The 22,246-nt window shown below is 35.8% G+C and carries 21 protein-coding genes; 10 read left to right on the top strand and 11 right to left on the bottom strand.

The features are described from left to right. Nucleotides 1-77 precede the first annotated feature (77 nt). A complete protein-coding gene (locus AC1Q8L_RS25810) occupies nucleotides 78-4,514 on the top strand; it encodes a glutamate synthase-related protein (protein WP_000935318.1) in 4,437 nt (1,478 codons plus the stop codon). Nucleotides 4,515-4,870: 356 nt separating this feature from the next. Beyond that, a complete protein-coding gene (locus tag AC1Q8L_RS25805; RefSeq protein ID WP_000765787.1) occupies nucleotides 4,871-5,959 on the top strand; it encodes an aromatic acid exporter family protein in 1,089 nt (362 codons plus the stop codon). Between the two features lie 14 nt (nucleotides 5,960-5,973). Here AC1Q8L_RS25805 and AC1Q8L_RS25800 read toward each other — a convergent pair whose 3' ends face one another. The 4 genes from AC1Q8L_RS25800 to AC1Q8L_RS25785 form a co-directional block, all read right to left on the bottom strand. Beyond that, nucleotides 5,974-7,734 (bottom strand): ABC transporter ATP-binding protein, encoded by a 1,761-nt coding sequence (locus AC1Q8L_RS25800; RefSeq protein WP_001161604.1) that lies wholly within the window; start codon nucleotides 7,732-7,734, stop codon nucleotides 5,974-5,976. Between the two features lie 54 nt (nucleotides 7,735-7,788). Beyond that, nucleotides 7,789-8,319: a nucleoside tri-diphosphate phosphatase gene (gene ntdP / locus AC1Q8L_RS25795; RefSeq protein ID WP_000506627.1), complete on the bottom strand. Its 531-nt coding sequence runs from the start codon at nucleotides 8,317-8,319 to the stop codon at nucleotides 7,789-7,791. Nucleotides 8,320-8,583: 264 nt separating this feature from the next. After that, the gene (locus tag AC1Q8L_RS25790) at nucleotides 8,584-8,844 is read right to left on the bottom strand and encodes a YgaB family protein (RefSeq protein ID WP_000997586.1); all 261 of its coding nucleotides are present in this window, start codon (nucleotides 8,842-8,844) and stop codon (nucleotides 8,584-8,586) included. Between the two features lie 188 nt (nucleotides 8,845-9,032). Next, nucleotides 9,033-9,314 (bottom strand): gamma-type small acid-soluble spore protein, encoded by a 282-nt coding sequence (locus AC1Q8L_RS25785; protein WP_000039034.1) that lies wholly within the window; start codon nucleotides 9,312-9,314, stop codon nucleotides 9,033-9,035. 125 nt (nucleotides 9,315-9,439) lie between these two features. Here AC1Q8L_RS25785 and yfhS point away from each other — a divergent pair, with 125 nt between their 5' ends. Further along, complete coding sequence (gene yfhS / locus AC1Q8L_RS25780; protein ID WP_000275439.1) at nucleotides 9,440-9,664, top strand: mother cell protein YfhS; 225 nt, start codon at nucleotides 9,440-9,442, stop codon at nucleotides 9,662-9,664. A 34-nt stretch (nucleotides 9,665-9,698) separates the two neighbouring features. Here the strand turns inward: yfhS and mutY are convergent, their stop codons facing one another. Beyond that, nucleotides 9,699-10,796 (bottom strand): A/G-specific adenine glycosylase, encoded by a 1,098-nt coding sequence (gene mutY, locus AC1Q8L_RS25775; protein ID WP_000171381.1) that lies wholly within the window; start codon nucleotides 10,794-10,796, stop codon nucleotides 9,699-9,701. Nucleotides 10,797-10,945: 149 nt separating this feature from the next. Between mutY and AC1Q8L_RS25770 the strand changes: the two genes are divergently transcribed. After that, nucleotides 10,946-11,926 (top strand): metal-dependent hydrolase, encoded by a 981-nt coding sequence (locus AC1Q8L_RS25770; protein ID WP_000379115.1) that lies wholly within the window; start codon nucleotides 10,946-10,948, stop codon nucleotides 11,924-11,926. A 24-nt stretch (nucleotides 11,927-11,950) separates the two neighbouring features. On the opposite strand, the gene AC1Q8L_RS25765 is transcribed toward AC1Q8L_RS25770, so the two are convergent. Continuing rightward, nucleotides 11,951-12,217, bottom strand: a complete 267-nt coding sequence (locus AC1Q8L_RS25765) for a YfhJ family protein (RefSeq protein ID WP_000998159.1) — start codon at nucleotides 12,215-12,217, stop codon at nucleotides 11,951-11,953. A gap of 122 nt (nucleotides 12,218-12,339) precedes the next feature. On the opposite strand from AC1Q8L_RS25765, the gene AC1Q8L_RS25760 reads away from it, so the two are divergent. Together AC1Q8L_RS25760 and AC1Q8L_RS25755 are read left to right on the top strand one after the other, a co-directional pair. Continuing rightward, the gene (locus tag AC1Q8L_RS25760; RefSeq protein WP_000517891.1) at nucleotides 12,340-12,498 is read left to right on the top strand and encodes a small, acid-soluble spore protein K; all 159 of its coding nucleotides are present in this window, start codon (nucleotides 12,340-12,342) and stop codon (nucleotides 12,496-12,498) included. Between the two features lie 37 nt (nucleotides 12,499-12,535). After that, nucleotides 12,536-12,688 carry a YpzG family protein gene (locus tag AC1Q8L_RS25755; protein ID WP_000122093.1) on the top strand — a complete coding sequence of 51 codons (153 nt, stop codon included), beginning with the start codon at nucleotides 12,536-12,538 and terminating at the stop codon, nucleotides 12,686-12,688. 64 nt (nucleotides 12,689-12,752) lie between these two features. Here AC1Q8L_RS25755 and AC1Q8L_RS25750 read toward each other — a convergent pair whose 3' ends face one another. Then, nucleotides 12,753-13,070, bottom strand: a complete 318-nt coding sequence (locus AC1Q8L_RS25750; RefSeq protein ID WP_001057023.1) for a YfhH family protein — start codon at nucleotides 13,068-13,070, stop codon at nucleotides 12,753-12,755. Nucleotides 13,071-13,080: 10 nt separating this feature from the next. Further along, nucleotides 13,081-13,893 carry a recombination regulator RecX gene (gene recX, locus AC1Q8L_RS25745; RefSeq protein ID WP_000268513.1) on the bottom strand — a complete coding sequence of 271 codons (813 nt, stop codon included), beginning with the start codon at nucleotides 13,891-13,893 and terminating at the stop codon, nucleotides 13,081-13,083. An 81-nt stretch (nucleotides 13,894-13,974) separates the two neighbouring features. On the opposite strand from recX, the gene AC1Q8L_RS25740 reads away from it, so the two are divergent. The 4 genes from AC1Q8L_RS25740 (at nucleotide 13,975) to AC1Q8L_RS25725 (ending at nucleotide 17,178) form a co-directional block, all read left to right on the top strand. Next, nucleotides 13,975-14,880 carry a TIGR01777 family oxidoreductase gene (locus tag AC1Q8L_RS25740; RefSeq protein ID WP_098311792.1) on the top strand — a complete coding sequence of 302 codons (906 nt, stop codon included), beginning with the start codon at nucleotides 13,975-13,977 and terminating at the stop codon, nucleotides 14,878-14,880. Nucleotides 14,881-15,019: 139 nt separating this feature from the next. Further along, entirely contained in the window at nucleotides 15,020-16,150 is a 1,131-nt protein-coding gene (locus AC1Q8L_RS25735) for an amidohydrolase (RefSeq protein WP_000698297.1), read from the top strand. 241 nt (nucleotides 16,151-16,391) lie between these two features. Further along, nucleotides 16,392-16,949: a GNAT family N-acetyltransferase gene (locus AC1Q8L_RS25730; protein WP_000914737.1), complete on the top strand. Its 558-nt coding sequence runs from the start codon at nucleotides 16,392-16,394 to the stop codon at nucleotides 16,947-16,949. Between the two features lie 109 nt (nucleotides 16,950-17,058). Further along, a complete protein-coding gene (locus tag AC1Q8L_RS25725) occupies nucleotides 17,059-17,178 on the top strand; it encodes a YfhE family protein (protein WP_000358489.1) in 120 nt (39 codons plus the stop codon). Between the two features lie 374 nt (nucleotides 17,179-17,552). Here the strand turns inward: AC1Q8L_RS25725 and AC1Q8L_RS25720 are convergent, their stop codons facing one another. The 3 genes from AC1Q8L_RS25720 to pflB form a co-directional block, all read right to left on the bottom strand. Continuing rightward, nucleotides 17,553-18,719, bottom strand: a complete 1,167-nt coding sequence (locus tag AC1Q8L_RS25720; RefSeq protein ID WP_000594694.1) for a diglucosyl diacylglycerol synthase — start codon at nucleotides 18,717-18,719, stop codon at nucleotides 17,553-17,555. A gap of 413 nt (nucleotides 18,720-19,132) precedes the next feature. Beyond that, on the bottom strand, nucleotides 19,133-19,864 hold the full coding sequence (gene pflA / locus AC1Q8L_RS25715) for a pyruvate formate-lyase-activating protein (RefSeq protein WP_000238463.1): 732 nt from the start codon (nucleotides 19,862-19,864) through the stop codon (nucleotides 19,133-19,135). A 69-nt stretch (nucleotides 19,865-19,933) separates the two neighbouring features. Further along, a complete protein-coding gene (gene pflB / locus AC1Q8L_RS25710; RefSeq protein ID WP_000195468.1) occupies nucleotides 19,934-22,183 on the bottom strand; it encodes a formate C-acetyltransferase in 2,250 nt (749 codons plus the stop codon). Between the last annotated feature and the right edge of the window lie 63 nt (nucleotides 22,184-22,246).

Below are 22,246 nucleotides of genomic sequence, written 5' to 3'. Positions count from 1 at the left end.
ACTATCTCTGTGTACAAGGTGATTTGCACCTTAAATAGTAAGATTATTCTAACTTTTACAAGAGGGGGGATTGACGGATGCTCAATACAAAAAATACATGGACACCGTCTTTATTTCGAGATTATAGAAATGCAGAACACGATGCGTGTGGAATCGTTTCCGTTATGGAGAAACGAAAAATTGCTACAAAAGAAAACATTGACCTTTGTATTCAATCACTCGTCAAAATGAATCATAGAGCTGGTTTCATTAATGGTGAGGGCGATGGCATCGGCATTCACATTGATGTACCAAAAGCGCTTTGGAATGAAAAACTAAAAAGTAGCGGATATAATCCAACGATTGTGGATCATCCCCACTTTATCGTTGGACATTTTTTTCTAAATAAAAAAGAAAACATTACTATCTTAAAAGATTATATTCGTACGCAATTAAACAACAAAAATTTTACAATCATTTTTGAAAGTGATGATGTAACAAACTCCGATGCACTCGGTCCACTTGGTAAACAAGAAGAACCTTTATTTTGGCAAGTTGCCCTTATCGCAGAAAACGAAATTACAAATATTGAGCAAACATTATTTTCTGTCACAATAAAAATAGAGGAAAACGAAGCAATTCATGTTGCTTCATTAAGTCGTGATCATGTTGTATATAAAGTTCTAGGTGCTGGTGATACACTTGTTGCCTACTATAATGATTTACAACATCCACTTATCGCTTCAACTATGACATTAGGACATAACCGCTACTCTACTAATACATTATCTAATTTTTTTCGTGTACAACCATTTAGCATTCTCGGACATAATGGTGAAATTAACACAATTGCAAAATTACGCGAGCAGGCTGAAATGATTGATGTACCACTTACTGCTGGAGGCAGTGACTCGCAAGATTTAAACCGCACCTTAGAAACCCTACTTGTTCAATACGACTACAGCTTATTTGAAGCAATGGAAATATTGTTCCCTCCAATTATTAATGAAATTAAACTTTATGAAACACCTTTAAAAGATTTATATACGTATATACGTGAAGCATGGGGACATTTTGCACAAGGACCAGCTGGCATCATTTCCCGTTTTAAAGATGAAGCTGTTTTCAGTGTTGATTCCCTTGGATTACGCCCAGTATGGAAAGTAGAGACAGAGAGCTCTTATATTTTCTCTTCTGAACCTGGAGTTGTATCACCAACTAAATATGTAGCAGAACCAAAACCACTCGCCCCTGGAGAAAAGGTTGGATTAAAATGGAATGAACAAGATGAACTTGTTCTTTATGAATATGACAAATATCAAATCCAAGTATATAACCGTTTTAAAAAGCGAATTGATACTACCAATTACCATTTAAATTTATCTATCCCTGAAACGAAAAAAATCCAAGGGCTATGTGATTCTGTTCAAGTTGAAACGAAACAATATGTCGCTTTCGGATGGGACCGAGAACATATTCAGCTCCTTGAACAGATGGCAACAAAAGGCGTTGAGCCAATACGCTCACTTGGGCATGACTCACCACTTGCCGCACTCGATACTGATAGACGAAATATCGCTGACTTTATTAAAGAAAGTGTAGCTGTTGTTACAAACCCTGCAATTGACCGTGACCGTGAAATTGAACACTTCTCTACACGTACTGTACTTGGAGAGCGTCCAAGTTTATTAAGCGGCGCAAAACGGCCATTTGTAGTTGAAATGCTTTCACCAATTATTTTAGAAGGCAGCGTGGCACAACCTATTGCAGAGGAATTACACACAATTACGTACGAACAACTCATAGAGCTATTTAAGACTCATAACTCTATCGCCACAATCTCTGCTACATTCAGCTCGTCAGAAACTCTGCAATGTGCATTAAGCCGCATTAGTTTTGAAGCGATAGCTGCTGTTAACAATGGCGCTTCCCTACTAGTATTAGATGACGCAAAAGCCCATCTAAATGAACGATTGTGGATTGATCCACATTTAGTTACTGCTAAAGTACATCAAGCATTAAGTGAAAATAAATTACGCCGCAATTGTTCTCTCGTTATACGTTCTGGTGCTCTTCGCTCCTTACATGACATTGTCACGCTATATGGATTAGGAGCAGATGGTATTAATCCATATTTATTATTCGCCACTGTAAATGATGGAACAAAAACACCAATTACGAATCTGTATAATGCACTTAATAAAGGATTAGAAAAAGTCATTTCAACAATTGGAATTCATGAGTTACGTGGTTACGGACGTCTCTATTCATCTATTGGGTTACATGAAGAAATCACAAATATATTACAGATTACAAATTTCTTCGGTTCAAATGATTTAGCCTTTTCACTTGAATCACTTACTGAAGATGCAAAAATACGAGCAGAGGATTATAACAATCCTAAAATTAGAATGCGAAAATCATTTCATATATTCCCGCGAATTTGGAAAGCAATTGGCGATGTCGCAAAAGGAAATTCTTATGATGATTACCGTGACAAGTTAAGTGAACTAGAAGAGAATAATCCAATCGCAATCAGACACCTTGTTCAAACGAAACAAACAAAACATGTCGTTCCAACTGAAGAAGTATCTATCGGCATTCAAAATCATAATTTACCATTTATTATTAGTTCTATGTCATTTGGTTCTCAAAACGAAATCGCCTTTCGCGCATATGCAGAAGCGGCCGATCAGCTAAATATGATTAGCTTGAACGGTGAAGGCGGCGAAATTAAAGATATGATTGGGAAATACCCACATACACGTGGACAACAAGTGGCATCTGGACGATTTGGAGTAAATGCCGAACTACTAAACTCATCAAACTTAATTGAAATCAAGATCGGTCAAGGCGCAAAGCCTGGGGAAGGTGGACATTTACCTGGTTCAAAAGTGACAGCCAAAATAGCTGAAGCACGTAATGCGACAATCGGCTCAGATTTAATTTCACCTTCTAATAACCATGATATTTATTCAATTGAAGATTTAGCTCAAATGATTACAGAAATTAAAACAGCTAATCAACTTGCCAAAGTAGCCGTGAAAGTCCCTGTCGTTCCTAATATCGGAACAATTGCTGTCGGTATCGCCAAAGCTGGCGCTGATTTTATTAACATTAGCGGATTCGATGGCGGAACAGGTGCTGCACGTATTCACGCATTGCAGCATGTAGGTCTCCCTGTAGAAATTGGTGTTAAAGCCGCTCACAACGCTTTATTAGAAGCAAGCATGAGACATAAAGTAGAGATTTGGGCAGATGGTGGTATTCGAAGTGTAAATGATGCCTTGAAAATCATGCTCCTCGGAGCAAACCGTATTGGATTTGGCACACTATCAATGATTGCAATCGGCTGTACTACTTGCCGTGGGTGCCATCTAGATACTTGCCATGTTGGAATTGCGACACAAATCGAGTCTGAAGCACAAGCAAAAGAACACGGATTACGCCGCTTCGTCCCGCGCGAATTAGAAAGCGCAGTTGCCGGCCTGTTAAATTTATTCACCTCTTTCGGTGTAGAACTACAACGATTAACAGGACAGCTTGGGTATACAAATTTACAAACAATTGTTGGGCGTTCTGATTTATTAGAGCAAGTTCGAGGCGAAAATTTATTAAACTTATGTAATTTACTACAAATAATAGAACATCCATCTGTTACAACAACAGAAGACGTGCCGGAAAAACAATTTAAAACCGTTCATTCCGCTGACTCAAAAGAATTAGTAGGCGTTGGTGTAGAGCAACGCGTTATGGGTGGTCTAGAATCATGTTATCGCGTTCGCAGTAAACTATATGAAGCTACTCAACTTGAACCACTTACATTAAAGTATACGAATGGTTCTATTCCCGGAAATGGGTTAGGTGCTTACAATAGTGAAAATTTATTTATACACGTAAATGGCGGCGCACAAGATGGCATTGGTAAAACTTCCTTTGGTGGTGGTATTTATATAACGAAATCAAAAGGAGAAGATGGAGTATATTATAACGGTTCTGTCGGAAAAGGATTTGGATATGGTGCACAAAAAGGGGCACTATACGTGCAAGGGAACGCTGATGCTCGCGCTGGCATTCGCCTTTCTGGGGCAGACATGATAATTGGAGGTAGAATAACAAAACCACTCCGTGAAAAAGAGCACGGGAATATAGGGGCATACTCCAATATTAAAGGGTTTGCTTTTGAATATATGACAAATGGGCGAGCGCTTGTTTTAGGTGACCCTGGTCCATGGATTTGCGCCGGCATGACTGGCGGTGTTGTTTATTTACGTCATGATTCAAACTTAGGCTTAACAGAACAAGCCTTAAAAAGAAGAATCGCAAAAGGAGCAAATGTTACATTACAACCAATTAGTAAAAACGGTTTGAAAGATGTAACTGAATTATTGTTAGACTATATTCGTGTACTAAACGAGCATGAGCAATATGAGGAAGTTGCTTTGTTAACCCCGTTATTAGATGATATACAGAACCAGTTTTTTGAAATTATCCCGAAAAAAGAACAGGCAGATCCATCTATCTCAACAGAGTAACATGAGTAATTTTCATTATTAAGAAAAAATTGACGAAGTACACTTCTCATAGTAATCTATAGTAACAATTTGAGACCTGCTGAAATTCAGCAGGTCTTTTTACTAAAAACTGATGTTTAAAAGAAATTAGGAAAAATTATAAAGTGAAACTTTAATTAGCCTACAGCAATTGAGCGTTTACCGGCATCCAGCTACTGAATTTAGAGGCGGGAATCTTACTGTTCACAATTAGCGCGATAAAATGAATACTAATTTCTTTTAACGTCACTAAAATATCACTTGCTAACATATTGTAATGAATGTATAGTATCATGTTGTACATTCATTATGACAAGAGAAAGGATCTTATTAAGGGTATGAAACTTGGTGCTCGCATTTTAAAAACGGGTATTGCCATCACGTTAGCTTTATTTGCTTGTATTTTACTTCAATTACCGAGTCCGGTATTTGCGGGAATTTCAGCTATCTTTGCTGTTCAACCGTCTGTATACCGTTCTTATTTAACCGCACTTGAACAAATTCAAGCAAATGTAATCGGTGCGATATTTGCTATCGCATTTGCTACTGCTTTTGGACATAATCCTTTTATTATTGGATTAACATGTATATTAGTAATTGCTCTTACACTGCAATTACGATTAGAAAACACAATATCAATTGCTTTAGTAACAGTTATCGCCATTATGGAGTATCAAGGCGAAGATTTCTTTAGTTTTGCCTTACTTCGCTTTGCGACGATTATGATTGGTATTATTGCGGCTTCACTTGTAAATTTAGTATTTATGCCGCCGAAATATGAAACAAAACTTTATCATCGTATCGTTGATAATACAGAAGAAATTGTAAAATGGATTCGAATGAATAGCAGGCAAGCTTCTGATTTTACAACGCTAAAAACTGATATTGATCGTATGAAAGAAAAAATGATCAAATTAAACCATTACTATTTGCTGTATAAAGAAGAAAGAAGCTACACGAAAAAAGTAAAGTTCGCAAAAATTCGTAAGCTCGTTTTATTCAGACAAATGTTAGCGACAACAAGCCGTGCTTTAAGTACGTTAAAATCATTACACCGTACTGAAAACGAACTGCGTTACATGCCGGAAGAGTTTCAGGAATCTATACAAAACGAACTTGACTCATTAACGCATTATCATGAACAAGTTTTATTAAAATTTATTGGTAAAGCAAAAAAACAACAATCTGTTGAGATGCTTGATGAAGTTGAAACAGGTAAACAAGAATTAATTGATATCTTTATGGAATATCAAAATAAGGACGATGAAGAAGCATATAAAACATGGCTACATCTCTTCCCTCTTATTTCTTCCATTATTAACTATAGTGAAGAAGTAGAGCATTTAGATTTACTTGTAGATAGCTTCTACACATACCATAAACCAGAAAAAGAACTCCAAATCGATGATAAAAAAGAAGACGAATAAAAAAACAGCTCCTTTTATGCTAAAGGAGCTGTTTCTGTTATATGTTGAAGTTGATATAAATTGTAATAAAATCCTTTTTTTCGCATTAACTCTTCATGAGAACCAGTCTCTTTAATCTCACCGTCTTCAATGTAAATAATCGTATCAACATGCGTAATCGTCGCTAATCGATGTGCGATTATAATCGTCGTCCTGTCAGCAGCTAACGTCTGAAGCGCCTCTTGAATATACCTTTCATTTTCTAAATCCAATGCCGAAGTTGCTTCATCTAATATAAGTACCGACGGATTCTTTAGAAACACTCGTGCAATTGCCACACGTTGTCTTTGCCCGCCCGATAGCTTTACACCACGTTCTCCAACGACAGTATTATAACCATCTGGTAAGTCTATAATAAAATCATGAATTTGCGCAGCTTTGGCAGCTGCAATCACTTCTTGCTCTGTAGCTTTCGGATTTCCATATAATATATTTGCTCCAATTGTATCGCTAAACAATAAATTATCTTGCAGTACAATTCCAATATTACTACGTAAATTTCTCATATTATACTTTCTTACATCTATCCCATCTACATAAACCGCTCCCTCAGAAACATCATAGAAACGCGGGATCAAACTAGCAAGAGATGACTTTCCTCCCCCACTCGCTCCTACAAGCGCTACTTTCTCTCCAGGCTGCATAGTTAATGACAAGTTGTGTAATATCTCTTTTTCATCTGCATTATAACGAAAAGAAACATTATCAAATACAATTTCTCCATTTAATTTTTTCGTTTGTACCGCATTTGGCACATTAACAATATCGTATTTTTCATCTAACAGTTCAAACACACGGTCCATCGATGCAAAAGATTGTGTTAATGTTGTAGATGAATTAACAAGGCGGCGAAGCGGACTATATAAACTATCCATATATCCAACAAAAGCTACCATCGTCCCTAGCGTTAACTGCCCTTGAATTACTTCATATGCTGCAAAACCAATCACAAGTAATGGACCTAAATCTGTTAACGTATTTACTGCCGAGAATGTTCTCGCCGTCCAACTTGTATGGGTTAATGCTTTCGTTAAAAATTCATTATTTCTTTTTTCAAACTGCTTCCCCTCATACTCTTCTAACGCAAAGCTACGTGTCACTTGCATTCCTTGAATACGTTCATGCAAATATCCTTGCATCGTCGCTAACGCTTGTGAACGCTCTTTCGTCAATTTCCGAAGACGTCCGAAAAAATATTTCACTGCAATTACATAAATAGGTAAAATCAATAACGCAACAAATGTTAATTTTATATTCATAGAAAACATAACAATGATGGCAATAGCAATTGTTGCAGTATCTAACCAGACGTTCATCAAACCAGTAATTACAAAATCCTTCGTTTGTTCTACATCATGGATGACACGCGAAATAATCTCTCCTGTTTTTGTATTGGAGTAATAACGTAAACTTAATTTTTGTAAGTGACCAAAAATATACTTCCGCAAATCATACAGTATTGTATTTGCGATACGCTGCGCGAAATATTGACGATAATATTCAATCGGTGGTCTTAATACCGCAAAAATAAAAAAAGCAATTCCAATCGCTGTTATTAATTGAGATGTTTTATCTTGAAGTGAACCTCCGCCTTGAATTACATCATCGATAATATACTTTAATAACCACGGCATAATAAGTGGGATACCAAACTTAACTAGTCCAATAATAATTGTAATAGCGATAAGCCATCGATATGGTTTAACAAATTGTAAATATCTTTTTATGCCCTGCACATAATCCCCCCTCTAATAGGACAAACCTGCCGGGAAGCCCCCTGCAGGTTTGTTTTAATTTCTGTACATTAAATATCGTTCATACCACATATCTACGAAGTCTGGTGCGAACGGACCTTTTCTTTGATGAATCCACTGTGTTAAATGTGCTACATTTCGTTTTAAAATTGTATCGATAACAGGTGGATACTGCATAATTTGACTATGTTTTTCATACTCATCTTCATCTAGAAGCGTATATGTCATATCTGGATACACTTTAATATCTAAATCATAATCAATATACTTTAATGCTTCAGAATCATACGCAAAAGGGGAGCTTAAATTACAATAATAATATACGCCCTCTTCCCTAAGCATCCCAATCACATTAAACCAATAGTTGGCATGAAAATAACAAATTGCTGGTTCACGCGTAATCCATGTTCGGCCATCCGATTCTGTAACTACTGTACGATCATTCGCTCCGATCACAAGACTCTGTGTCCCTTTTAAAATTGTTGTTTCTTCCCACATTCTATGAATGGAGCCATTATGTTTATAACTATGTATTTGTACTTTTTCTCCTTCTTTGGGAAATCCCATATATGCTCCCTTCTTTCAACTGCAAATGCCCTTTGAACGGCATTCACTTTTCTTCTATTATAACTTTTTTGTCAAAATTTTAAAACTAAAGGGATAAGACTCTATTTTCCACACTGAATATGCAGGAGGTTTATCGTTGAATACAATAATACCCAATCTTCTCAGAACACAAGGATTGTACTGTATTATTTATAAACGAGGACATGTAATAGAAAAAGCCCCTCTCTATTTGAAGGACTTTTCACCTGAAGGCAATAATATATCTTATCCTAAATTTGAAATCATTTTTTCAGTTGTAAAAGATTGGATTACACTATTCGTTTGTTCTTCAAATTTCTCATGTAACATCTTCAACGCTACTTCTGTTCTATATATTTCCTGACGGATAAAATGCAGTTCTTTTTTATCGCACGTATCTTTTTCATTCATTTCAATTTGTTGATACTTCTCTAAGTGTGATTGCAATTTTAACAGCTCATCCATCGTTTCCAATTGTTCTCCCACCAACTTATCAAAATCGTTCATTACTTACCCCCTTTTGGATTTCTTCATCAGTTATTATTCCTAATTACATATTTCTAATCTTTAACTTCCTTCTCCTTTGACAACATTTGTTGACTTATTAGAAGTTATGTCGTTCACTTTCTTTTCATTACAATGACCCGCACACAAAGAAAACACTTCTCTCGAATTGGAGAAGTGTTTTTCTTTCATTACTCGTTTGAACTAGAAGATTGTGATTGTTTTGCAGCTGACTTAGCATTTTGTTTTTTCACAGCATGCACGTCTGTTTCAGTTGCAAATTCTGTACCATAACTAGCGTTTGCACTTTGTGCACCAGAAGCTTGTGCTTTCTTTGCTTCTGATTGTGCGTTTGCTTGTTTTACTGCTTGTACATTTGTTTCAGTTGCAAACTCTGTACCATAACTAGCATTTGTACTTTGAATGCTAGCACCAGAAGTTGCCTTGTTATAACCTTGTTGTTTTTTACTCATCTTTCTCACCTCCACAATCAATAATGTAACCAATTCAACTAGAAGCTATCCGTAATTTTCTTTTAAAAAAATTCCGCATATATCTCTTGTTACTCATTCAAACTATAGAAAATGGAGGTGGAAATATGTATATAGGACGCGATATGACTGAACTAACGATGCTTTCAAAAAACGAATGGAAAGAAGATGAATTAGCTTATTTTCATCATTCATTACAACAGATTTTGCCCTATTTAAATGCGGAAGGGCAAAGTATTTATAAAGAAATTGTAATAGAGATCGAATCAAGGGGCGGCTTACAAGAAGGTGATGCCAGTTGGACTCATGGGACAAAAATTTCTTACGATTAAAAAAGTGTTCCCAATTTAGGGAACACTTTTTTGTTTATTGCATTGTAATTTTCTCAACACAACTCTCATAAATCGTACGATGCGATTTAGAGAAAGGTAACTGCTCAAATGCTTCTTTCGATACAAGTTTCAATGTATCTGTTTCAACAATATCACCGGTTACTTTTCCGTAAAATACAAATATATCCCAAGTACGATGAGTAAATGTATGTTGTACATTCATTGCGTACTCATCAATAGAAATCGAAAGCTCAAACTTTTCTTTCATATAATCTATAAGCTGTTCTTTCTGACTTCGAATCCCTTCGCCAAGTTCAATATTCGGAAACTCCCACATATTAGCTAATAATCCGCTACTTGGACGTTTATTAATAACGTAACGACCATCTTCAGTTTGAAGTACTCCTGCAACAAGCGGTACCATTGTAGGAGCTTTCGCTTTACTTTTTACTGGTAGTTCTTTTTGAACACCTTCAGCATATCCTCTGCAATGCTCACGTACAGGACAAAGTAAGCAAGATGGATTTTTTGGAATGCAAATCAATGCACCTAACTCCATCAAACCTTGATTAAAATAAGATGGATTTTCTTTCGAAATAATTTCACGCACAATCTCTTCAAACACTTTTCTAGTCTTTGGTTTTGCAATGTCATCCCATACTGATAAAATGCGAGATAATACACGCATAACATTTCCGTCAACTGCTGGCTCTGGTATACCATATGCGATACTTAAAATAGCACCTTTTGTATATGGTCCTACTCCTTTTAACTTTTCAATTTTCTTTACATCACTCGGTACTATTCCGCCATATACTTCTTTTACCTCTTTTACAGCCGCGTGTAAATTACGTGCTCTAGAATAATACCCTAAACCTTCCCATGCTTTTAATACTTCTTCATCATCTGCGTTCGCTAACGCTTCAAGTGTAGGAAACTTCCCCATAAAATTTGCGTAATATGGTTTTACAGCTTCTACTCTTGTTTGCTGTAACATAATTTCAGAAACCCAAACGCGGTATGGATCTTTATTCTTTCTCCACGGTAAGTCGCGCTGTTCTTCTTCAAACCAACCAATTAAATCATTTTGAAACTGCTCTATATTAAAATTTTTTAGTATTTCAAGTGTCAAACTTGATCCCCCTCATTTTTTTGCATATAAGTACTATTATAAAGATTTTAGGAAAAAATTTAAGTAAGATGACATAGGAAATTGAAGGCAAAGGACTTGAGGTATCGAATAAAAAGAGTTACATTAATAAAAAACGGAGGTGGATTTCTATGGACACAGCCACTCACCTTGTTATGGGTATCACTTTAGGTAGCTTAGCAACATTAGACCCAGCCATAGCACAAAGTGATATTGGCCCACAAGCTGTTATGCTTGCTACAATTGCTGGTTCCAACATTCCTGACATTGACACAGTTTTAAAATTGCGTAATAACGCTAAATATATAAGAAATCATCGCGGAGTTACTCATTCCATTCCCGCGGTAATTCTTTGGTCATTCCTTATAAGTGGCATCTCTTTCGCCTTCTTTTCAGACGCTCCATATCTTCATCTACTACTTTGGTCATTTATTGCAGTCTTCCTTCACGTCTTTGTAGATATTTTCAACGCCTATGGTACACAAGCATTACGGCCTTTCACAAAAAAATGGGTCGCACTCGGCGTGATTAATACATTCGATACCGTAATTTTCTTTATCCATATACTTGCAATTGCTTGCATGCTCGTCGGTTCTCATAAAGGATACACTGCCTTAGCAGCATATATATTAATGATTGTTTACTATATCGGACGAATTATGATGCACAGAAATATAAGAAGCGTTGTACACAAACGTTTCAAAAATGTCGAAAAGATTATCATTTCTCCTTCTTACCGATTTTATCATTATCATTTAGCAGTCGTTACAGCTGATTATTACTACGTTGCGAGATGGCACCGTGGTAACATCATGATATATGACAAGTTCGATCGGGTACCGTTCCCAGACAATGATATTATGCGAGCAGCTAAACAAGATGAAAACATCTCAGCCTTCCTATCTTTCTCTCCTGTATATCGCTGGGATATTTTTGATCATGATCATTATTACGAAGTACGATTCATTGATTTACGGTATCGAAGTAAAGATTATTATCCATTTGTCGCGATTGTTCAGCTCGACCATAATTTAAATATTATTAGTTCCTATACAGGATGGATTTTTAGTGAAGAAAAACTTCGAAAAAAACTGGAATTACTTCCACATTAAAAAAAGCGACTCAAGTCGCTTTTTTTAATGTTTCAAATGATCTTCTTGATTAATTAAATGACTATACTTCGGATTGTTTGTACGCATTTCATGAAGGCGTACACCATGATTATTAATCCATGATCGTACCACTTGCTCAGTCATTTCCTCACCTTGATAACGCCCTGATTTTGCATAAGTTGTTTGAAAATCTTCCCAAAGTAATTCAACCCATGCACGAGCTTGTCCGTAAGAAAGCTTGTCATTCTTGTCTAATAATTCTTTCGTTAATGCTTCATAAATATCATTCATGTTCTAATCTCCTTTTACCTATTTATCCCTTCATTTCTAAAGGATAGTTTCTTCTGTTTTGCACATTCTATAAGTGATACTTCTTAAAGAGGTATCAACTGATGAGGAGGAGGGCGTTCGCAATGGGTAAACAAGCCGAATTTTGGTCTGAGTCAAAAAACAACAGCAAAATCGACGGTCAGCCGAAAGCGAAATCACGCTTCGCTTCAAAGCGACCTAACGGCACAATTAACACGCACCCACAAGAACGTATGCGTGCTGCAAATCAGCAGGAAGAGTAGTACAAATTAAATTAACTTCCTACACGAGGTGATAAAGATGAGCTACCGTGATCGCTTAGATAGTCGTTCTGAATTATTTAACCATACGTGGACTCGTCCAAAACATGCGAAAGCGCAAGTTAACGGACAGACGCAACAAACCCAGTCTCTCATTATATTGGCAAATGAATGTAAAAAACGCCAATTTTAGAATCTCCTATCTCCTTTAACGCCTACCAAAGATGAAAACCAGAGAGATATGTGCTCTCTGGTTTTTATTTTTCTTGCAATAAGGAAATTGGTATGCCAATCTCTTCATTATCATTTTGCTTATATCCCCAAGCAAATACCCCATTGAAATACGTAATTTTAAATAATACACCAGGTTCTTCTACTAATTCATATATTTCACCAATACGGAACTTGTTTATATCCGTCATATAAGCACGAGCCATTGCCATTTTTCTCATTAATACATCAAATTCATTGACAATCCCAAGCTGCTCAGCTTTTACTGCTTGCTCCTTCAAAGCGCCAATTTCTTCCCTTAGCTCATGCGGTGTCATTTCACTGTAGCGTTTTGGCATATTCATCTTATTCTCCTCATTCCTCTTCGCGTTTCATTTGCAAAAATATCTCAATTTCATCAATAGAGAATCCTTTTCTATATAACGCTTGCTTCATCTTGTTTTCAAATGTCCATCCATCATGCTTCTTATATTTCTCATAATATTTATTCCCATGATAGTGTAACGCTTCTTGTTGCTTTTCGTCATCTCTTTCGTCTTTCAATTCTTCCAAACAAATTTGAATTACTTCTCTAGAATATCCTTTTCGAACAAGCATCTCATCTAACTTTAGCTTCATTTGTAAAAAAGAATGCTTTTGATAAGATTTTTTCTTCTTTTCTATGAGAAACAAGGCATTCTCAATTTGCTTTTCCTTCGGATATTCTTGTAAACTGTGCATAATAAGTAAATCTTGAACACCTTTATTTAACAACTCTCTTTTAATAACAGTTGGACCTTTTCGATTCACATTACTTTGCGTTCGCGTATATAAAACAGCGTACTCTTTATCATTAATATATCGGTCATGTAATAATTTCGAAACGACTTCAGAGATGATGGCCTGTCCCACTTCTTTTTTTCGTAAAAAATCTTCTATTTCTTGTTTTGTTCTCATTTGATAGGATAAATAGGAGATTGCTTGTAAATATGCTTTTTGTACCTCTTCATTGTACAAAATATTTCCTAACTCTATTTCATCAATTTCTAAGCCTTTTTGTAATCCATGTTTCATTAAGATTACTTGATCCACACTAAACCCGTACTCTTCACCTTGGCCTTTATCAATATAAATATTAAATCGTTCTTTCGATCGTTTTTGTACTTCTATTTTTGTAATGACAGCCATACTCTCACCTCTCTATTATTTTAACATAGTCGAGGAACATTTTTTCTTTTCAAGAATATATATAATGAGGAGGAAATACTTGTGAAAATCGCAATTTCTGGTGGTACAGGCTTTATCGGTAAATATCTTTCTACTTTTTTTGTTCAAAAAGGATATACTGTTTACATCCTCACACGAAAAAAAACTACTGAAACTTCCGACCCTAAACTTCAGTATGTTCAATGGACACCAGATTTACAAACCTTCCCCCTCTCTTCTATTGATGTAGTTATTAATCTAGCCGGAGAGTCTATTAATAGTAGATGGACAAAGAAACAAAAGAAAGCCATTTTAAACAGTAGAATTCAAACAACAAAAGGACTCATTAAACAATTGCAGGCACTCCATAAAAAACCACATACATTTATTAATGCAAGTGCTATTGGATACTACGGAACATCTGAAGTAAAGTCTTTTACTGAGCAACAAGAAACGCCTGGAAATGACTTTTTAGCAGAAACAGTATTTTTATGGGAACAAGAAGCAGCTAAAGCATGTTCTCTCGGAATAAGAACAATTTACACAAGATTTGGCGTTGTATTAGGTGCAGATGGCGGAGCCTTGCCAAAAATGTTACTTCCCTATCAATTCTATATCGGCGGCACCATTGGTTCTGGGAAACAATGGTTATCATGGATTCATATAGACGATGTCGTTCGTATGATGGATTTCATCATACACAAAAAAGAAATTGATGGTCCTCTTAATATGACAGCACCAACACCTATAAGAATGAAGGAATTTGGAAAGACCATCGCTGCTGCAACGAGAAAACCACATTGGCTGCCTGTCCCTTCATTTATGCTTCACGCCTTATTAGGTGAGATGAGCATACTTGTACTAGAAGGGCAACATGTATTACCTAGTAAAGCAATTAAACATGGATACCAATACACATTTCCGGCAATAGACCATGCATTACAAAATATACTTTCGCATACAATGTAGTACTTCTAAAACACAATTTTACATGGGCCCTTTTAAAACTTTCATTTTCTAGGATCCGAAGCATTACCATACAAATAACCTTTCAGTTACTTTCCCTTAACTTCCATTAGCATTATAAAGTAACAGAAATGAGGTACCTATGAAAATATTGCTCAAACAAGCCATTGTATACCCTATTACATCTCCAAAGTTTCAAGGTGATGTACTCGTTACAGGAGAGCGAATTACCGAGGTCAAACCTTTTATTCAACCTACTCAAGATATGACCGTTATAGATGCACGAGCACTCCATCTCTTACCTGGCTTTATTGATGTCCATACTCACCTTGGTCTCTATGATGAAGGTACTGGTTGGGCTGGAAATGATGCCAATGAAACATCTGAAGTTTCAACACCACATATTCGTTCTTTAGATGGAATCCATCCTCTCGATATCGCCTTTCAAGACGCTGTACAAAATGGAATTACAACCGTTCACGTTATGCCTGGCAGTCAAAATATTATCGGGGGTACTACTTGTGTAATAAAAACAGCTGGAACTTGTATTGATCATATGATTATTCAAGAACCTGCTGGTTTAAAGATTGCCTTTGGAGAAAACCCTAAAAAAGTCCATAGTAATGGAACAAAAGAATCCATAACACGTATGGGGATTATGGGGTTACTTCGGGAATCATTCTATGAAGCACAACACTACGGGCACGAAGCTGATTTTCGAATGCTTCCTATTTTAAAAGCATTACGTCGTGAAATACCCGTACGTATCCACGCCCATCGAGCAGATGATATTAGTTCTGCGCTACGCTTTGCAACGGAATTCAACCTCGATCTACGTATTGAACATTGTACAGAAGGACACTTTCTTGTTGAAGAGCTTTCGAAACACAATTTGAAAGTTTCAGTTGGTCCCACTCTGACACGCCGTTCTAAAATCGAACTAAAAAACAAGACATGGGATACTTACCATATATTATCCAAAAATGGTGTGGAAGTTTCTATAACAACAGACCATCCTTATACACCCATTCAGTATTTAAATATTTGTGCTGCTGTCGCAGTAAGAGAAGGGTTAGACGAGAAAACAGCACTAGAAGGAATCACCATATTCCCAGCGCGAAATTTGCGGTTAGAGGATAGAATTGGAAGCATCGAGGTTGGAAAAGACGCCGATCTCGTGTTATGGACTCATCATCCTTTCCATTATTTAGCCAAGCCTGTACTAACTATGATTGATGGAAAAATAATTTACAAAAAAAATAAAAAAAACTAGTTTATTTTTTTGACTAGATAAAGTATTATACGATTATAAACTGAATGAAACCATAATCAATTTGTGTCGTGATTATCATTTTCAAATTGATGAATGGGGAAGGCAAATGGTGCGCCACCAGCGTTAGAAACTGGTTCTAGTGGGTTCGATTCCCACCCCGAAATTTTTTAAAGATTGATATAAAAATTTCGAGGGTGGGGTGTTTTTTCGTCATGCTACCCTCGTGTGAGGAGGAGTTAGTATGTTGAAAAAACGCGACTTACACGACAGCCACGTTCTATACGAGTTAATGGTGGATCCAGCTGTCTTCCCTTTTGTGCGTCAAAAGGCTTATTCTTATGAAGAATATTTATTCTTAACGAAACAAACGATTGAAGCTGAAGAGCGTGGTGAATTAATTTCACGCACAATTTTAGATGAATGGGGTAACCCTATCGGAACAATTACTTTATTTGATGTGCAAGAAAAAGCTGGATTTCTCGGGACATGGCTTGGCAAACCATATCATGGAAAAGGCTATAATAAATTGGCAAAAGATTCATTTTTTAGTGAACTTTTCTACGAATTAGATATTGAAACAATTTTCATGCGTATTCGTAAAATAAATATTCGTTCTATTAAAGCTGCAGAAAAACTGCAATATGTGAATCTAGCAAACGAAACAAGAAAAGCCGTATATGATGAAATTAACGCAAACGAAGAAGTATATAACTTATATGAAATTCCAAAAGATCAATACACACTTGCTACAATGCGAGATACAACCTTCCAAGATGCTCATCAATTAAAAGAAGCATAATCTAAATTTTCTGAAATGATAATCAATCATTAACATTTTCCATATGCGTATATCCCCTCATGTCTTTGGAAACGATAAATAGTAACTTTAAGACACGAGGTGATTTGTAATGGATAAAAAGAAACGTGATAAAGTAAAAAACACATTATCTAGTACACAAGAAGTTCTCTATCAACGCGAATTTCAAAAAGCAGATCGTGCAGCAGGATATCGCTCGAAAAGCATTTAAAGTGAAAATGAATAATTAGAAGTTTCCCCCCTAATTATTCATTTTCATTACATAATTTTCTCGACTGATAGAAGTAAGCAAAAAGACCCCTTATGCTTATGCATAAGGGGCCTTTTTGCTGTGGACAACTTTATCCACAAAACTGATGCAATTGTTAGTAATTTTCAAAAACACTTAATATTTTTCTATATTAAAGCATATATCAGCTGTTTTAATTGTGGATATTTTTCTAAAAATTGTGGACAATGTGGATATAGTTGTTAATATTCCGACTTTACTGTTTAATGAAAGCGCAATTACTTTGTGGATAACTGGCTAAATTTTCTTTAAAAATAATAAAGAACCCTCTTTACATATACAAAGAGGGTTTCATATTAAGTAAAAGATTGTGCAAGAGCAGGTGATTTAATAGGTATATGACGCGGTTCTGCATGATTTTCTGCCAAAATTGCATCTACAATATGACCAGCTGGCTCTGGAAGATAGATGCTTTTCATTGCTTCTTTCATTTGAAGAAGCTTCACATCATCTTGTAATAATGCCTCTGTTTTTGCGAAAACCTCACTATCATCGCGAATGACAACTGCTGCTCCTTTTTTTTCAAAGTACATCGCATTTTCATTTTCTTGTCCTGGAACAGGCTTATATAAAATGACAGGTACTTGCAACGCTGCTGCTTCACTTAATGTTATTCCGCCTGGCTTCGTAATCATACAAGAAGTAACTCGGAATAATTCATCAATATTTTCAACATACCCAAACACTTTTAATGCATCGGAATTTTGCTTCTGTAAACTTAATAAATCATGTTTTAAAGCTTCATTTTTTCCACAAACGACAACTACTTGTAAATTAGGCACTGACATAAATGATTGGCATAGTTCTTTTACATTTCCTAATACCCCATGAGCACCTGCTACAATTAGTAAAATCTTTTTATTCTTACATAACTGATATTTATTATATATGATGTCTGAATTTACCTTTAACTCAAAACTACTCCGAATTGGAATTCCTGTTTCAACAATTTGTTCCGCAGGTACACCGATATCAACCATCAATTCTTTCACGTGATCCGTTGCAACAAAATAACGATCTACTTCTCGATGAATCCATATTTTGTGCACGCAAAAATCCGTTAATACGTTATAGACAGGAATTGAAATCCCCGTTTGTTTTTTCAATTCTGGTACAGCAATAATTGGAAATGTATTAATTACAATATCAGGTTTCTCCACCTGTAACAGTGTTTTCAAACGTTTTCTTCCAAAGTTCGCATACCAAGATGCTATTTTCTTATCATAAATTTTTTCTACCCCGTAATAAAACAAACGATATAATTCTTTTCCTATTGTATAACTTTTTAAATATAGATATTTTGTAATGTCAGTTATAAATGGATGTGATTCTCCAAACAAGTCGCATACAATAACATCTTCAATTCCTTTTTGGCGAAATGTTTGTTCTAATGTTTTTGCTACTTGCACATGACCATTACCGTAATGTGCAGTTAATATTAAAACCTTGGGGTTTTTTATCAAACAAATCCACTCCTAGCTTTTTGTTTCTCCATATTGCATATACGACAATAGGAAAAACATTTTCCTTAAAAATTACATAAACAGATTCTAATAATTCCCTTTTCAGCTATGTACCTGTCGTGGATATGCAAAGCATATAAGATTGACCCCTTAATCCTATCTGTGCTCATATCTTTACATTATACTTTCCTATAAGAGCTTTCGCAATAACTTACAAATCTTCTCTATTCCATGATACTCACTCTTTTACTTCTTAATTCTTTTTACTATTTTGATTTCCCTTTACAATTATGTAAATTTATCCACTTAGTCCGTACAAAATTATGGATATTCTACTTTCAGTATACTCTTTTATCAATATATACTCTAGATTTTATTGTAAAGAAAGCAAAAAGCCTAATCCAATATTTGGATTAGACCGCTTGTAAAATATGTTTAGCATGTTCTACATTTTTCTCAGTAGGTGGTTCTACATTTGCGAGTGGGTACTTGTGTCCAAGCGCCTCCCATTTATATACACCAAGCTTATGATATGGTAACACTTCAACTTTTTGAACATTAGACAGACTTTGAATAAAGCTAGATAGTTTTTGTAGATCCTCTTCATTATCCGTAACACCAGGAACTAATACGTGTCGTACCCAAATCGCTTTATTCTTATCCGATAAATAACGAGCAAATTGTAAAATATGTTCATTTGGTTTCCCTGTTAATTTACGATGCTTTTTGGAATCGATATGTTTCAAATCCAATAAAACTAAATCTGTATAATCCATTAAAATATCTAGCTTATTTTGGAATTCTGGTTCCTCAGAATAACACCCACCAGAAGAGTCGATTGTTGTATGGATACCAGCCTCTTTACACTTTTTAAACAACTCAATTAAAAAGTCTAGCTGTAATAATGGCTCTCCACCGCTAACTGTTATACCGCCTCCGGAGGCTTCAATAAATGGAAGGTAACATGTCACATCCTGCATCACTTCTTCAACTGTTATTTCTTTACCTTTACCGATTTCCCACGTATCAGCATTATGACAATATTGGCAACGTAATAAACACCCTTGTGTAAATATGACATAACGAATCCCTGGGCCATCAACAGTACCACAAGACTCTACAGAATGTATTCTTCCTTTTACCATGTTACTTCCTCCTTTATTGAAACAGCCTCCCTTCGCTATGTATTAAAAGCGAAGGGACACTTTTTTCATTTACATGCTTTCATGCATTGTACGGTTAATTACATCAATTTGTTGTTCACGAGTTAATTTAATAAAGTTTACAGCGTAACCAGATACGCGAATTGTTAATTGTGGATATTTCTCAGGATGTTCCATTGCATCCATTAATGTTTCACGATTAAATACGTTAATATTTAAGTGATGGCCTTCTTTTACTGCATAGCCATCAAGCATAGATACTAAGTTACGTACTTGTACATCATCTTCTTTACCAAGTGCTTTTGGAATAATAGAGAATGTATTAGAAATACCATCTTGTGCATCTTCATATGGTAATTTAGCTACAGATAATAATGAAGCTAATGCACCTTTTGTATCACGTCCATGCATTGGATTTGCACCTGGTGCAAATGGTTCTCCAGTACGGCGTCCATCTGGAGTGTTACCAGTTTTCTTACCGTATACAACGTTAGATGTAATAGTTAAAATTGACATTGTATGAACGGAATTACGATATGTTTTATGTTTACGCAGTTTATTCATAAATGTTTTCACGAGATTTACAGCGATCTCATCTACACGATCATCATTGTTACCGTATTTAGGGAAGTCCCCTTCAATTTCGAAGTCGACTGCAATACCATTTTCATCACGGATTGGTTTTACTTGTGCGTATTTAATTGCACTTAATGAGTCTGCTACTACAGATAGACCCGCGATACCTGTTGCCATTGTACGAAGAACATTTGTATCATGAAGTGCCATTTCAATACGTTCATAACTATATTTATCATGCATATAATGGATAACATTTAATGTGTTTAAATATAGACCCGCTAACCATTCCATTGTCATATCAAACTTATGCATAACTTCTTCGTAATTTAGTACTTCAGAAGTAATTGGTGCGTACTCCGGACCAACTTGTGCTTTTGATTTTTCATCTTTACCACCGTTAATTGCATATAATAATGCTTTCGCTAAGTTTGCACGAGCTCCGAAGAACTGCATTTGCTTACCGATTCTCATTGCAGATACACAACAAGCAATTCCGTAATCATCGCCGTAATCAGCACGCATAATGTCATCATTTTCATATTGAATTGCTGATGTTTTGATGGACATTTTCGCACAGTAGTTTTTAAAGTTCTCTGGTAATTGTTTAGACCAAAGAACTGTCAAATTCGGTTCTGGAGCTGGTCCTAAATTATCTAATGTATGCAAGAAACGGAATGAGTTCTTTGTTACTAATGGACGACCATCTAATGCCATACCACCGATAGATTCAGTTACCCAAGTTGGGTCACCAGAGAATAATTCATTATAATCAGGTGTTCTTGCGAATTTCACAAGACGTAATTTCATAATGAAGTGATCTACAATTTCTTGTACTTCTTCTTCTGTTAAAGTACCATTTGCTAAATCTCTTTCAATGTAAATATCTAAGAATGTAGAAGTACGTCCAAGACTCATTGCAGCTCCGTTTTGCTCTTTAATCGCTGCAAGATATGCGAAGTATAACCACTGGAATGCTTCTTGTGCATTTGTTGCTGGTTTAGAAATATCGAAACCATGAGAAGCAGCCATTTGTTTTAGTTCTTGAAGTGCACGCATTTGCTCAGATAACTCTTCGCGTAAACGCATTGTATCTTCGCTCATTACACCACCAGTTAAATTCAAATCAGCTTTTTTCGCTTCAATTAAATGATCAATACCATATAATGCTACGCGTCGATAGTCACCGATAATGCGTCCACGACCGTATGCATCTGGAAGACCAGTAATAACACCTGATTTACGTGCATTTCTCATTTCTGGTGTATAAGCATCAAATACACCTTGGTTATGAGTCTTTCTCCAATCTCTAAAAATACGACTAAGTTCTTTGTCCATTTCGTATCCATAAGATTCACAAGCTTGTTCTGCCATACGAATACCACCATATGGTTGTAAAGAACGTTTAAATGGTTTATCAGTTTGGAAACCGACTACTTTTTCAATATCTTTATTTAAGTATCCTGGGTCATGTGATGTAATAGAAGAAACAATTTTTGTATCCATATCAAGAACGCCACCGTTTTCACGTTCTTTTGTTGTTAAATCCATTACTTGATCCCAAAGTTGTTTCGTTGCTTCAGTTGCTTCTGCTAAGAAAGATTCGTCTCCTTCGAAAACGTTTACATTATTTAAAATGAAATCGCGAACATCAATCTCTGCTTTCCATTTTTCACCTTTAAAGTTTTCCCATGCGTTTTTAACATTTTCTAATACTTGAGTCATCCTAATCTCCTCCATTTTTGATTAGTACAGGACTAAGATTTTTTATATAACAGCTTACACACT

Source organism: Bacillus sp. GW823-FHT06A11, assembly GCF_058795355.1.
The sequence above is the reverse complement of the archived record's forward strand: the minus strand, read 5'-3'. Positions and strand labels throughout refer to the sequence as shown.